Source organism: Kluyvera georgiana, assembly GCF_050990895.1.
In the GTDB taxonomy this organism is placed as follows: domain Bacteria; phylum Pseudomonadota; class Gammaproteobacteria; order Enterobacterales; family Enterobacteriaceae; genus Kluyvera; species Kluyvera georgiana.
Window position 1 is genome coordinate 3817899 of sequence record NZ_CP158865.1, and the last position, 14037, is coordinate 3831935.

Here is a 14037-nt window from a genome sequence, read left to right on the forward strand (position 1 = left end):
CTAAGCACATTTCATGCCATATTTTTAATGCATTGATTTTTATTTATTTTATGGAAATGACATGCCGCTAACGACATGTCATTTCGTCAGGGTGACATCGTCATCGACAGTCTTTCGCGACGCTTTTACATCTCTGGCATCGTTATTGCATTACGTCTGCGAGTTAAGAGAAACGGGAGGCGTTATGCACGAAATCACGCTCTGCCAGCGGGCGCTGGAAATTGTTGAACAACAGGCGATACAGAACGGCGCCAAGCGCGTCACTGGCGTCTGGATCAAGGTCGGCGCTTTTTCTTGTGTAGAGACGAGCGCAATGACCTTTTGTTTTGATCTGGTGTGCCGCGGCACGCTGGCTGAAGGCTGTAAACTCCACGTCGAAGAGCAGGAGGCGGAGTGCTGGTGTGAATCCTGCCAGCAGTACGTCCAGCTCGTGTCGGTACACGTCCGCCGTTGCCCACAGTGCAATAGCGACAACCTGCGCATCGTCGCCGACGACGGTTTACAGATTCAGCGAATTGAAATTGATCAGGAGTAAAGTATGTGTACCACCTGTGGTTGTGCCGAAGGCAACCTCTATATAGAGGGCGATGAACGTAATCCGCATTCACTGTTCCGCAGCGCCCCCTTCGCACCGGCAGGCCGTCCGGCCCTGTCGATTACCGGCGTCAGAACCCAAGCATTCCAGCCTCAGGCCGCCGACAACGGCGACTTGCACTACGGCCATGGCGAAGCAGGCACCCACGCGCCGGGCATGAGCCAGCGCCGGATGCTGGAAGTTGAAATCGACGTGCTGGATAAAAACAACCAGATTGCCGCCCGCAACCGCGCGCGCTTTGCCGCCCGCGAACAGCTGGTACTGAATCTGGTCTCCAGCCCCGGTTCCGGTAAAACCACCCTGCTCACCGAAACCCTGATGCGCCTGAAAGACCGCGTCTCCTGCGCCGTGATTGAAGGCGACCAGCAGACGGTCAACGACGCCGCGCGCATTCGCGCCACCGGCACCCCGGCGATTCAGGTCAATACCGGCAAAGGCTGCCACCTCGACGCGCAGATGATTGCCGACGCCGCGCCACGCCTGCCGCTTGAGAGCAACGGCATTCTGTTTATTGAGAACGTCGGTAACCTGGTGTGTCCGGCGAGCTTCGACCTTGGCGAGCGCCATAAGGTTGCGGTGCTGTCGGTCACCGAAGGTGAAGACAAGCCGCTGAAATATCCGCATATGTTCGCCGCCGCCTCGGTGATGCTGCTCAACAAGGTCGACCTGCTGCCGTACCTCAACTTCGACGTTGAGAAGTGCCTGGCCTGCGCTCGCGAAGTGAACCCGGAGATTGAAATCATCCTCATTTCCGCCACCAGCGGAGAAGGCATGGACACCTGGCTAAACTGGCTGGAGACGCAGCGATGTGCATAGGCATTCCGGGACAAATTTCCGCCATTGACGGCGTGCAGGCAAAAGTGGACGTCTGCGGGATCAAGCGCGACGTCGACCTGACGCTGGTCGGCGCGGTGGATGAGAACGGCGAATCGCGCATCGGCCAATGGGTGCTGGTGCACGTCGGCTTTGCCATGAGCGTCATCAATGAGGAAGAGGCGCGCGACACCCTCGCGGCGCTGGAAAATATGTTTGAAGTGGAGCCGGACGTTGGCGCCCTGCTCTTTGGCGAGGAACGGTAATGCGTTTTGTTGATGAGTACCGCGCGCCGGAACAGGTGATGCAGCTGATTGCCCACCTGAAAAACCGCGCACAACATCTGGCTTATACCGCCGAACGCCCACTGCGCATCATGGAAGTGTGCGGCGGCCACACGCATGCGATTTTTAAATTCGGTCTCGACCAGCTGCTGCCGGAGAACATCGAATTTATCCACGGGCCGGGCTGCCCGGTCTGCGTGTTGCCGATGGGACGCATCGACACCTGTATTGAAATTGCCAGCCATCCGGAGGTGATTTTCTGCACCTTCGGCGATGCCATGCGCGTGCCGGGGAAAAACGGCTCGCTGATGCAGGCCAAATCACGCGGCGCGGATATTCGTATCGTCTATTCGCCAATGGACGCCCTCAAGCTGGCGCAGCAGAATCCGGCGCGCAAAGTGGTGTTCTTTGGTCTCGGCTTTGAAACCACCATGCCGACCACCGCCATTACGCTGCAGCAGGCGAAGGCGCAGAACGTCGAGAATTTCTTCTTTTTCTGCCAGCACATCACGCTGATTCCAACCTTGCGCAGCCTGCTGGATCAGCCGGATAACGGCATCGACGCGTTTCTCGCGCCGGGTCATGTCAGCATGGTGATTGGCACTCACGCTTACGGCTTTATCGCCAGCGACTATCATCGCCCGCTGGTGGTCGCCGGTTTCGAGCCGGTGGACCTGCTTCAGGGCGTTAATATGCTGGTAGAGCAGAAAATTGCCGAAGAGAGCCGCGTCGAGAACCAGTATCGCCGCGTGGTGCCGGACGACGGCAACGCGCTGGCGCAAAAAGCGATTGCCGAGGTATTTACGGTCAAGGGCGACAGCGAATGGCGCGGCCTGGGATTAATCAACGATTCTGGCGTACAGCTGACCAACGACTATCAACGTTTTGACGCCGAAACCCACTTTAAGCCGCAGCCGCAGCGCGTCTGCGACGACCCGCGCGCCCGCTGCGGCGACGTGCTTACCGGCCGCTGTAAACCGCACCAGTGCCCGCTGTTTGGCGCAACCTGTAATCCGCAAAGCGCGTTCGGCGCGCTGATGGTCTCGTCCGAAGGGGCGTGCGCCGCCTGGTATCAATATCGCAGTCAGGAGTCCGAAGCATGAACACTATCCAGTTAGCCCACGGCAGCGGCGGCCTGGCGATGCAGCAGCTCATCGACAGCCTGTTTATGAAGGCTTTCGCCAACCCCTGGCTCGCCGAGCAAGAAGATCAGGCGCGCCTGTCGCTGGCGTCATTGACCGCGCACGGCGACCGCCTCGCGTTTTCCACCGACAGCTATGTGATTGACCCGCTGTTCTTCCCCGGCGGCAATATCGGCAAGCTGGCGGTATGCGGCACCGCCAACGACGTGGCGGTCAGCGGCGCGGTCCCCCGTTATCTCTCCTGCGGGTTTATTATCGAAGAGGGTTTGCCGCTGGAGACGCTGGAAGCGGTGGTTAACACCATGGCTGAAACGGCCAAAGCGGCAGACATCGCAATCGTCACCGGCGATACCAAGGTCGTCGGTCGCGGCGCGGCGGATAAACTGTTTATCAACACCGCCGGGATGGGCGCGATTCCCGCCGACATTCATTGGGGCGCGGCAACGCTGACGCCGGGCGACGTGCTGATTGTCAGCGGCACTCTGGGCGACCACGGCGCAACCATCCTTAATCTGCGTGAACAGCTGGGCCTCGATGGCGAACTGCAAAGCGACTGCGCGGTGCTCACGCCGCTGATTCAAGCGCTGCGGCCGATTGCCGGCGTCAAAGCGCTGCGCGATGCCACCCGCGGCGGCGTCAACGCGGTGGCCCACGAGTTTGCCGCCAGCTGCGGCTTTGGCGTCGAAATTCAGGAGCAGCATCTGCCGCTCAAAGACGCCGTGCGCGGCGTGTGCGAATTATTGGGGCTTGACGCGCTTAACTTTGCCAATGAAGGTAAACTGGTGATTGGCGTCAGCCGCGACGCTGCCGAAGAAGTGCTGGCCGCACTGCGCGCCCATCCTTTAGGCAGCAATGCCGCTATCATTGGCGAAGTGACCGAACGCCGGGGAGTGCGCGTTGCCGGATTATACGGCGTAAAACGTACGCTAGACCTCCCTCACGCCGAGCCGCTTCCGCGAATTTGTTAACGTCTGAAATACGCGTAACTTAGGACGTTGATGTTAGATGTAGGCTGGATAAGGCGTTTACGCCGCCATCCGGCAATTTTCGCGAATTCTGCCGGATGGCGCTTCGCTTATCCGGCCTACAACTGAAAATTTATTATTATTAGTTATCGCACCCAGCGCGGTGCTTTTATGGGCAAGTGACATGTCGTATACACCGATGGGCGATCTCGGTCAGCAAGGGCTGTTCGATATTACCCGGACTCTTCTCCAACAGCCCGATCTGGCGGCGCTGAGCGAAACGCTGGCGCAGCTGGCGAAACAGTCCTCGCTGGCTGACAGCGCGGCGATCGTCCTGCTACAGCCGGGAAACCACCGCGCGGGCTATCACGCCACGCGTGAAGCCGGTCAGCCAATCGCTTATGAAGACGATAACCTGCTGGCAAACGGCCCGGTCCGACGCCTGCTCTCTCGTCCCGACGCGCTCCACTGTAGCTATGCTGAGTTCAGCGAAGCCTGGCCGCAACTGGCAGCCAGCGAGCTGTATCAGCCGTTTGGCCACTATTGTCTGCTGCCGCTGGCGGCGGAAGGGCGCATTTTTGGCGGCTGCGAATTTATCCGCCAGGACGACCGTCCGTGGACCGAGAAAGAGTATCAGCGTCTGCATATTTTCACGCAGATCGTCGCCGTGGTGACCGAGCAAATTCAAAGCCGGGTGACCAATAACGTCGATTACGATCTGCTGTGCCGCGAGCGCGATAACTTCCGCATTCTGGTCGCTATCACCAACGCCGTCCTGTCGCGTCTCGATATGGACGAGCTGGTTAGCGCGGTGGCGAAAGAGATCCACTACTACTTCAATATCGACGCGATCAGCGTGGTGCTGCGCAGCAACCGCAAGGGCAAACTGAATATCTACTCCACGCACTACATCGACGTTAACGACCCGGTGCACGATCAGAGCGAAGTGAACGAGTCCGGCACGCTGACCGAGCGGGTGTTCAAAAGCAAAGAAATGCTGATGCTCAACCTCAACGAGCAGGACAAACTCGCTCCGTACGAGCGCCAGCTGTTTGAGATGTGGGATGATAAAATCCAGACGCTGTGCCTGCTGCCGCTGATGTCCGGCGACCAGATGCTTGGCGTGCTGAAGCTTGCCCAGTGCGATGAAAAGGTGTTCTGCGCCGCTAACCTCAAGCTGCTTAAACAGATTGCCGAACGCGTCTCCATCGCCGTGGATAACGCCCTCGCTTATCAGGAAATCCATCGTCTGAAAGAGCGTCTGGTGGATGAAAACCTGGCGCTGACCGAACAGCTCAACAACGTTGACGGCGAGTTTGGCGAAATCATTGGCCGCAGCGAAGCGATGTTCAACGTCCTCAAGCAGGTTGAGATGGTCGCCCCAAGCGACAGTACGGTGCTGATCCTCGGCGAAACCGGCACCGGTAAAGAGCTGATTGCCCGCGCCATCCATAATCTGAGCGGCCGTAATAACCGCCGGATGGTGAAAATGAACTGCGCGGCAATGCCGGCGGGCCTGCTGGAAAGCGACCTCTTCGGCCACGAGCGCGGCGCGTTTACCGGTGCCAGCGCCCAGCGCATTGGTCGCTTCGAACTGGCGGATAAAAGCTCGCTGTTCCTTGACGAAGTGGGCGATATGCCGCTGGAACTGCAGCCGAAACTGCTGCGCGTGTTGCAGGAGCAGGAATTTGAACGTCTGGGCAGCAACAAACTGATCCAGACCGACGTGCGCCTGATCGCCGCCACCAACCGCGATCTCAAACAGATGGTGCTCGATCGCGAATTCCGTAGCGATCTCTACTACCGCCTCAACGTTTTCCCGATCCACCTGCCGCCGCTGCGCGAGCGTCCGGAAGATATTCCGCTGCTGGTGAAGGCCTTCACCTTTAAAATCGCCCGCCGTCTGGGGCGCAATATCGACAGCATTCCGGCGGAAACGCTGCGCACGCTGAGCCAGATGGAGTGGCCAGGCAACGTACGTGAACTGGAAAACGTGATTGAACGCGCGGTGCTGCTGACCCGCGGCAGCGTGTTACAGCTATCGATGCCGGAGCTGGCGTTCGCGGGCGATGAGCCACAACCGGCCCCGGTGGCCGAAGCGGCGAAAGACGGCGAAGACGAATACCAGCTGATTGTTCGGGTACTGAAAGAGACCAACGGCGTGGTCGCCGGGGCCAAAGGCGCCGCACAGCGTCTCGGGCTGAAGCGCACCACGCTGCTGTCGCGCATGAAGCGTCTGGGCATCGATAAAGATGCGCTGATGTAACACCGCCCCCGGCGTCGCTCCCCCAGACGGCGCTATTCGGTCCCCTCTCCCCTGTGGGGAGAGGGTCAGGGTGAGGGGGCGGGCAGAATATAAAATCTCCCACTCCCCATCGTTTCTTATTTTATGAAACACCATTTTGTGAATCATTTCGCGTTCTGCAGTCTTAATGAATGATAAACAAGCGTTTTCTCCGGGAGACGCTTATGATTCGCTTACCTCTGTCCGCTACCCTTGCCCTATTATTCTCCGCGCAGACGGCCTTCGCCGCCCTGCCTGCATTTACCATTTGGCCCGGCGGCGAAGCGCCTGGTGCTAAAAACAGCCCGGTCAGCTACGCGCTGGTCGAACGCAGCAACGATCCCACCCTGCCCGACCGCGCGGTCACCGGCATCCGCGCGCCGGAAATCACCGTTTATGCGCCAGAACATCCGAACGGCGCGGCGCTGCTGGTCACGCCCGGCGGCTCGTACCAGCGAGTGGTGCTGGATAAAGAAGGCAGTGATTTAGCCGCGCCGTTTAACGCCAAAGGCTACACCCTGTTCGTCATGACATACCGAATGCCCGCCGACGGTCACGCCGAAGGGGCCAATGCGCCGCTCGCCGACGCTCAACGGGCGCTGCGCACTCTGCGCGCCCGCGCCGCCGAATGGCAGATTGATCCACACAAAATTGGCGTGATGGGTTTCTCCGCCGGTGGGCATGTCGCAGCCAGCCTTGAGACTCGCTATAGCGAGACGGTTTATGCCCCGATAGATGACGTCGATAAGCAGAGCGCGCGACCTGATTTCGTGGTGCTCGGCTATCCGGTCATTTCAATGGATAAGGCCATTGCCCATCCCGGATCGCGGAAAGCGCTGATTGGCGACATGCCCAGCGCCGAGCAGATCAATCACTATTCCCCAGAGCTGAACGTCACCAACCAGACGCCACCAACCTTCCTGATGCACGCGGTGGACGACCCGTCGGTGCCGGTCGATAACTCGCTGGTGATGTTCAACGCCCTGCGTGCGCACAAGGTGCCAACCGAACTGCATCTGTTTGCCGAAGGCAAGCACGGGTTTGGTATTCGCGGCGCCAAAGGTCTGCCCGCCGCCGCCTGGCCGGAACTGGCGATGAACTGGATTGCGTCGCTGCGTTAGCCGCGCCTGATGGCGCTGCGCTTATCAGGCCTACAGCCTGCGCGGTCCTGTAGGCCGGATAAGGCGAAGCCGCCATCCGGCAATCGTGTTTATCACCCAGACAAAATTGAGATCTCATTTTTCCTTTTTGATCACAATAATCCAGTAAATCACCCCATTCTCTTCTGTCTCGCCTTGCCGCATTTGCCTAACGTAGAAGCCATAAGAAACGTCAGGTTAATCTCCCGAGGAGCCCGCAAAATGACTAATCGTATCCAGCGCCTGAAAGACGCCCTCTTTGCCAACCCGCGCGAAATTTCCCTTGAACGCGCCGTGCTGTACACCGAAAGCCACCGCCAGACCGAAGGCGAGCCGGTTATCCTCCGTCGCGCGAAAGCCACCGCGCATATTCTCGATAAGGTCGCCATCAGCATCCGCGACGATGAACTGATTGCCGGCAACCGCACCATCAAACCGCGTGCCGGGATCATGTCGCCAGAGATGGATCCTTACTGGCTGCTCAAAGAGTTAGATCAGTTCCCCACCCGCCCGCAGGATCGCTTCAACATCAGCGATGACGACAAGCGCCTGTACCGCGAAGAACTGTTCCCATACTGGGAAAAGCGCTCGATGAAAGACTTCATCAACGCCCAGATGACGGACGAGGTGAAGGCGGCCGTGAGCACGCAAATTTTCAGCGTCAACCAGACCGACAAAGGCCAGGGACATATCATTATCGACTACCCGCGCCTGCTGAATAATGGCCTCGACGCGCTGGTCAACGAGATGCGTGGTCACCTGCGCCAGCAGCCGGATAATGATTTTTATCGCGCGGTGCTGATTCTGCTGGAAGCCTCACAGCGTCACATTCTGCGTTACGCTGCCCTCGCAGAGACAATGGCCGCGCAGTGCAGCGACCCGCAGCGCCGTCGGGAGCTGGAAGCCATTGCCACGATCTCTCGTCATAATGCCGCACATAAACCGGAAAACTTCCGCCAGGCCTGCCAGCTGTTCTGGTACATGAACATCATTTTGCAGTACGAATCGAATGCCAGCTCCATCTCGCTGGGACGCTTTGACCAGTACATGCTGCCGTTCTGGCAGGCTTCGCTGAATCACGGTGACGATCCCGCGCTTATGCAGGAGCTGCTGGAGTCGCTGTGGGTGAAATGCAACGACATCGTCCTGTTGCGATCCACCAGCAGCGCCCGCTATTTTGCCGGCTTCCCGACCGGCTACACCGCCCTGCTCGGCGGGTTAACCGAAAATGGCCGCAGCGCGGTGAACGTGCTCTCCTTTACCTGTCTGGATGCCTACCAGAACGTGCGCCTGCCGCAGCCGAACCTCGGTGTGCGGGTCAACGAACTGATCGACCGCCCGTTCCTGCGCAAAACCGCCGAAACCGTGCGCCTCGGCACCGGCATTCCGCAGATCTTCAACGATGAAGTGGTGGTGCCGGCGTTCCTTAACCGCGGCGTGTCGCTGGAAGACGCGCGCGACTACGCGGTGGTGGGCTGCGTCGAGCTGTCAATTCCAGGCCGGACCTACGGGCTGCACGACATCGCCATGTTCAACCTGCTGAAAGTGATGGAAATCGTCATGCATGAGCATGAAGGCGATGAACAAATCACCTATGACGGCCTGCTGGCAAGCATTCGCGACAAAATTCGCCACTACATTCAACTGATGGTTGAAGGCAGCAACATTTGCGATATCGGCCACCGCGACTGGGCGCCGGTGCCGCTGCTCTCTTCGTTTGTCGAAGACTGTATCGAAAAGGGCAAAGACATCACCGCTGGCGGCGCCCGCTACAACTTTTCCGGGGTGCAGGGCATTGGCATCGCCAACCTCAGCGACTCACTGCACGCCCTTAAAGGCATGGTGTTTGACCAGCAGCGTATGAGCTTTGATGAACTGCTGGCGGTGCTGAAAGCCAACTTCGCCACGCCGGAAGGGGAAAAAGTTCGCGCCCGGTTAATCAATCGCTTCGAGAAGTACGGCAACGACATCGATGATGTTGATAATATCAGCGCCGATCTGCTGCGTTTTTACTGCAAAGAGGTGGAAAAATACCGCAACCCGCGCGGCGGCCAGTTTACGCCTGGCTCCTATACCGTTTCCGCGCACGTGCCGCTGGGGTCGGTCGTGGGCGCGACGCCAGACGGACGTTTCGCCGGTGAACAGCTGGCGGACGGCGGGCTATCGCCGATGGTCGGCCAGGACGCACAGGGGCCAACGGCGGTGCTGAAATCGGTCAGCAAGCTGGATAACTACCTGCTCTCCAACGGCACGCTGCTGAATGTCAAATTCACCCCAGCCACGCTGGAAGGTGAAAGCGGCCTCAACAAGCTGGCGGATTTCCTCCACGCCTTTACCAAACTGAAATTGCAGCATATTCAGTTCAACGTGGTGAACGCCGAGACGCTGCGCGAAGCCCAGCAGCGGCCGCAGGACTTCGCCGGGCTGGTTGTCCGCGTGGCGGGCTACAGCGCCTTCTTTGTCGAGCTGTCGAAGGAGATTCAGGATGACATTATCCGCCGCACCGCGCATCAGCTGTGAGGTGATTGAGACGCGCGCCGACACGGCGCGCATTTTCAACATCCAGCGCTATTCGCTCAATGATGGGCAGGGTATCCGCACGGTGGTCTTTTTCAAAGGCTGCCCGCACACCTGCCCGTGGTGCGCGAATCCGGAGTCGATGTCGCCCAGGATTGAAACCGTGCGCCGGGAAAGCAAATGCCTGCACTGCGCCACCTGCATGCAGGACGCTGAAGAGTGCCCTTCCGGCGCGTGGGAAAATATTGGCCGCGACGTGACGCTGGAAGAACTTGAACGCGAGGTGCTCAAAGACGAAGTGTTCTTTCGCGCGTCGGGCGGCGGCGTGACGCTCTCCGGCGGTGAAGTGCTGATGCAGGCCGAATTCGCCGCTCGCCTGCTACAGCGTCTAAAACAGTGGGGTATCCGCACGGCGATTGAAACCGCAGGCGATACCGCGCCGCGCCGTCTGCTGCCGCTGGCAAGAGAGTGTGATGAAGTGCTGTTCGACCTGAAAATCATGGATGCAGAACGGGCCCGCACCGTGCTGAACATGAACCAACCGCGCGTGCTGGAGAACTTCCGTCTGCTGGTGAGCGAAGGCATTAAGGTCATTCCACGCCTGCCGCTGATTCCCGGCTTTACCCTTAACCTGGAGAACGTGGCGCAGATTCTGGCGTTCCTGGCGCCGCTGCCGGTGGATGAGGTGCATTTACTGCCCTTCCATCAGTACGGTGAGCCGAAGTATGCGCTGCTGGATCGCGCGTGGAGCATGGCGGGCATTCACACGCCAGAGGCTGAGGAGATAGCGCCCATTCAGGCGATGGTTGAACGGGCCGGCTATCGGGTTGTCATTGGCGGATAAACCGACGAAGCACCGGCCAGGCCGGTGCTTCACGTGTTATGACGCGCGATAAAACGGCTTATCCCCCAGAATCGTCGCCCGGTGCATAATCCGTCGCTGCGGCAGATAATCGGCGTTGGCGTAGTGCTGCGTCACCCGGTTATCCCAAATCGCCACGTCGTTCGGCTGCCAGCGCCAGCGCACCTGAAATTCCGGTTTAGTCACGTGGGCAAACAGATAGCTCAGCAGCGCCTCACTCTCTTTCTCGGTCACGTCGACAATCCGCGTGGTAAACCCTTCGTTGACGAACAGCGCCTGCTTACCGGTCACCGGGTGGGTACGCACCACCGGATGCAGCAGCGGCGGGTGCTTCGCCACCGCTTCCCGCCAGCGCTGATGCTCTTCCTCGGTTTTACGATATTTGTATTCCTGGAACGATTTACGGAAATCGTGCTCGGCATGCAGGCCGCTCAGCAGCGCTTTAAACGGCTCGGAGAGCGCCTCATAGGCGGCAATCCCGCTGGTCCACAGGGTGTCGCCGCCGGTTGACGGCAGCTCTTTCGCCGCCAGAATCGCCCCGGCGGGCGGCGTGTCGATAAAGGTCACGTCGGTGTGCCAGTTGTCGTTATCCGGCGGATTATTGTCGTGGGTGTCCAGCACAATAATTTCTTCCACGCCCGGCGCATGCGGATACACCGGATGAATATGCAGATCGCCAAAGCGCTGGGCCAGCGCGCGCTGCTGCTCGGGGGTAATCAACTGTTCGCGCAGGAAGACCACCTGATGGCGCAACACCGCGTGGTATAGCTGTTCGAACTGATTGTCGCTCAGCGGGCGGGTCAGATCCGCGCCAGACACCTGCGCGCCGATGTACGGCCCGAGAGGGGTAATCGCCAGACGTTCACTCATTGTACTTCTCCATGCCAGGGGGTCAGGCGACGCTGAAGCGCACGCAGACCGAGTTCCAGACCAAAAGCGATAATTGCGATCACCGCAATGCCCGCCAGCACCACGTCGGTAGCTAAAAACTCCCCGGCGGACTGCACCATAAAACCTAAACCACGGGTGGCGGCGATAAGCTCGGCGGCCACCAGCGTCGACCAACCCACGCCTAAACCAATGCGCAGGCCGGTTAAAATCTCCGGCAGCGCGCCGGGTAAAATCACCAGCCACAGCACCTGAGCGCGGCTGGCGCCCAGCGACTGCGCGGCGCGAATACGTACCTGTTGCGCGCTTTTCACCCCTGCCAGCGCCGACATGGCAACCGGGGCGAAAATCGCCAGATAAATCAGTAATATTTTCGAGGTTTCGCCAATGCCAAACCAGATAACCATCAGCGGCAGATAGGCCAGCGGCGGCACCGGGCGATACAGTTCAATAATCGGATCAAGGATGCCGCGTACCGTCGGACTCAGGCCCATCGCAATCCCCACCGGGATCCCGACGAGCGTCGCCGCCAGCAGCGCGACAAGAATACGCCCGAGGCTCGCCGCCAGATGCTGCCACAGCGTCGCGTCCATAAAGCCCTGCGGGCTGGCGATGGTCAGTAGCTTATTCAGCACCTGGGCTGGCGAAGGCAGAAACAGCGGGCTAATCAGCGCTAACGCCGCCACCGCCCACCAGATAGCCAGCAGCGCCGCCAGCGTCGTCAGGCTCAGCGTCAGATGGCGTGACAATGGCCAACGCAGCTTCGATGTACGCGGACGCGGTTTATCATTAATCACCACGCTCATGAGAAGGCCTCCCGTTGTTCGAACACCCGGCTCAGCACATACTCGCGCTGGGCAATAAAGCGCGGGTCGGACTTAATGCTGCGGCAGGATTCCCCGGCGACAAAACGACGGGCGAAGTCCAGCGACAGACGTTCCTGCACGCGGCCCGGCCCCGGCGACAGCAAAACCAGCTCGGTAGCCATAAATATCGCCTCTTCAATGTCGTGAGTGATCAGCAACACTTTCTTACCCGTCTCATGCCACAGCTTCAGCAGCAACGTCTGCATTTGTTCGCGGGTAAACGCGTCAAGCGCGCCGAACGGCTCATCCAACAGCAACAGCTGTGGATTGGCCGCCAGCGCGCGAGCAATGCCCACCCGCTGGCGCTGACCGCCGGAAAGCTGCCAGATAAAGCGCTTTTCCGCGCCTTCAAGGCCAACTTTCTTCAGCATCTGCGCGGCGGTTTCCCGACGCTCAGACTTGCTGATGCCCGCGAGCTGTAGCCCCAGCGCGACGTTATCCTGCACGTTGCGCCACGGCAGCAGCCCTTCATTCTGGAAGACCACGCCGCGATCGGCGCCCGGCCCGTCAACGCGTTTTCCGTCGAGGATGATGCTGCCGTGCTGATACGGCACGAATCCGGCAATCAGGTTCAACAGCGTGGTCTTACCGCAGCCGGACGGCCCCAGCACCACCAACAGTTCACCGCTGTCCAGCGTGAGACTGATATCCGCCAGCGCCGGTTTACCACCGTAGTCAGCGGACAGATGCGAGATTTGCAGCATCATGGCCTCCTTACTTCACAAAGCGGTCGGTAACGTACTGGCTGTAATCGGTCGCGACTGCCGGTACTTTGCCCTGCTCTTTGAGGAACTGCGCGGTATCAACAATCGCCTTATTCACCGGGCCATTCAGCGCCTGCGCCTGCTGTTCGGCGGTGAGGTAGGTATTGCCCTTCACCAGCCCCGGCACGTCCGCTTCCGGCACGCCGCTCAGACGCGCCAGCTTGCTGATGTTGTCGGGCTGCGCCAGCCATTTATCCGGGTTATCGATATATCCGCGCTGAGCGTCAAGCGCGCTTTTCGCAAATGCCTTCACCACCTCAGGATGCTGTTCGGCAAAATCTTTACGCACCACCCAGACGTCCAGCGTCGGTGCGCCCCATTCGCCTACTTTTGAGGAGTCGGTCAGCACGGTGCCATCTTTTTCCAGCGCATTCACCGCTGGCGCCCACACGTAGGCGCCGTCTATGTCGCCACGCTGCCAGGCGGCAATAATCGCCGGCGGCTGCAGGTTGATAATCTGTACCTGACCCGGCTTGATGCCCCAGTGTTTGAGCGCGGCCAGAAGGCTGTAGTGGGTGGTGGAGATAAACGGTACGGCAATGCGTTTGCCAATCAGGTCTTCTGGCTTAGTGATGGCCTTTTTCACCACCAGCGCCTCAGAGTTGCCGAGCTGCGAGGCCAGCAGGAAGACTTCAATCGGCACCTGCTGACTGGCGGCCACCGCCAGCGGGCTGGATCCGATGTTGCCAATCTGCACGTCGCCGGAAGCCAGCGCACGCACGATGCTCGCGCCGCTGTCGAACTTACGCCAGTCAGGCTTCGCGCCGCTCAGTTTTTCGAAGGTTTTATCCGCCTGCGCCACTTTGGCGGGTTCAGCGGAAGTTTGATAGGCGATAGTGACGTCCACGGCCTGAGCCTGGAAAGCCAACAGCGCCAGCGCGGCGGCGATAACGGTGAAACGCGATGCGATTGCCATAA

General features: G+C 59.5%; 13 protein-coding genes. 9 read left to right on the forward strand and 4 right to left on the reverse strand.

The features are described 5' to 3' along the window. Nucleotides 1–184 precede the first annotated feature (184 nt). The 9 genes from hypA (at nucleotide 185) to ABTW00_RS18245 (ending at nucleotide 10583) form a co-directional block, all read left to right on the forward strand. Entirely contained in the window at nucleotides 185–535 is a 351-nt protein-coding gene (hypA, locus tag ABTW00_RS18205) for a hydrogenase maturation nickel metallochaperone HypA (protein WP_064547780.1), read from the forward strand. 3 nt (nucleotides 536–538) lie between these two features. Next, the gene (gene hypB, locus ABTW00_RS18210; protein ID WP_433636680.1) at nucleotides 539–1411 is read left to right on the forward strand and encodes a hydrogenase nickel incorporation protein HypB; all 873 of its coding nucleotides are present in this window, start codon (nucleotides 539–541) and stop codon (nucleotides 1409–1411) included. Then, nucleotides 1402–1674, forward strand: coding sequence for a HypC/HybG/HupF family hydrogenase formation chaperone (locus ABTW00_RS18215; RefSeq protein ID WP_064547776.1), 273 nt, complete (start codon nucleotides 1402–1404; stop codon nucleotides 1672–1674). Before hypB ends, ABTW00_RS18215 begins: the two co-directional genes overlap by 10 nt. Then, the gene (gene hypD / locus ABTW00_RS18220) at nucleotides 1674–2795 is read left to right on the forward strand and encodes a hydrogenase formation protein HypD (protein WP_433636683.1); all 1122 of its coding nucleotides are present in this window, start codon (nucleotides 1674–1676) and stop codon (nucleotides 2793–2795) included. Before ABTW00_RS18215 ends, hypD begins: the two co-directional genes overlap by 1 nt. Then, the gene (gene hypE, locus ABTW00_RS18225; protein WP_433636685.1) at nucleotides 2792–3802 is read left to right on the forward strand and encodes a hydrogenase expression/formation protein HypE; all 1011 of its coding nucleotides are present in this window, start codon (nucleotides 2792–2794) and stop codon (nucleotides 3800–3802) included. Before hypD ends, hypE begins: the two co-directional genes overlap by 4 nt. Before the next feature lie 181 nt (nucleotides 3803–3983). Continuing rightward, nucleotides 3984–6065: a formate hydrogenlyase transcriptional activator FlhA gene (gene flhA / locus ABTW00_RS18230; RefSeq protein ID WP_433636687.1), complete on the forward strand. Its 2082-nt coding sequence runs from the start codon at nucleotides 3984–3986 to the stop codon at nucleotides 6063–6065. 203 nt (nucleotides 6066–6268) lie between these two features. After that, nucleotides 6269–7204 carry an alpha/beta hydrolase gene (locus ABTW00_RS18235; RefSeq protein ID WP_433636689.1) on the forward strand — a complete coding sequence of 312 codons (936 nt, stop codon included), beginning with the start codon at nucleotides 6269–6271 and terminating at the stop codon, nucleotides 7202–7204. A 240-nt stretch (nucleotides 7205–7444) separates the two neighbouring features. Then, nucleotides 7445–9742: a formate C-acetyltransferase gene (locus ABTW00_RS18240; protein WP_065358028.1), complete on the forward strand. Its 2298-nt coding sequence runs from the start codon at nucleotides 7445–7447 to the stop codon at nucleotides 9740–9742. Continuing rightward, the gene (locus ABTW00_RS18245) at nucleotides 9708–10583 is read left to right on the forward strand and encodes a [formate-C-acetyltransferase]-activating enzyme (RefSeq protein ID WP_433636693.1); all 876 of its coding nucleotides are present in this window, start codon (nucleotides 9708–9710) and stop codon (nucleotides 10581–10583) included. Before ABTW00_RS18240 ends, ABTW00_RS18245 begins: the two co-directional genes overlap by 35 nt. A gap of 36 nt (nucleotides 10584–10619) precedes the next feature. On the opposite strand, the gene tauD is transcribed toward ABTW00_RS18245, so the two are convergent. From tauD to tauA, 4 genes are read right to left on the reverse strand one after another with little or no spacing between them, the layout of a single operon-like run. After that, the gene (gene tauD, locus ABTW00_RS18250) at nucleotides 10620–11471 is read right to left on the reverse strand and encodes a taurine dioxygenase (protein ID WP_065358026.1); all 852 of its coding nucleotides are present in this window, start codon (nucleotides 11469–11471) and stop codon (nucleotides 10620–10622) included. Continuing rightward, the gene (tauC, locus tag ABTW00_RS18255; RefSeq protein WP_271447576.1) at nucleotides 11468–12295 is read right to left on the reverse strand and encodes a taurine ABC transporter permease TauC; all 828 of its coding nucleotides are present in this window, start codon (nucleotides 12293–12295) and stop codon (nucleotides 11468–11470) included. The genes tauD and tauC overlap by 4 nt, the downstream gene beginning before the upstream one ends. After that, nucleotides 12292–13059 carry a taurine ABC transporter ATP-binding subunit gene (gene tauB, locus ABTW00_RS18260; RefSeq protein ID WP_065358024.1) on the reverse strand — a complete coding sequence of 256 codons (768 nt, stop codon included), beginning with the start codon at nucleotides 13057–13059 and terminating at the stop codon, nucleotides 12292–12294. Before tauB ends, tauC begins: the two co-directional genes overlap by 4 nt. 10 nt (nucleotides 13060–13069) lie before the next feature. Further along, nucleotides 13070–14035, reverse strand: coding sequence for a taurine ABC transporter substrate-binding protein (gene tauA, locus ABTW00_RS18265; protein WP_065358023.1), 966 nt, complete (start codon nucleotides 14033–14035; stop codon nucleotides 13070–13072). Nucleotides 14036–14037 lie beyond the last annotated feature (2 nt).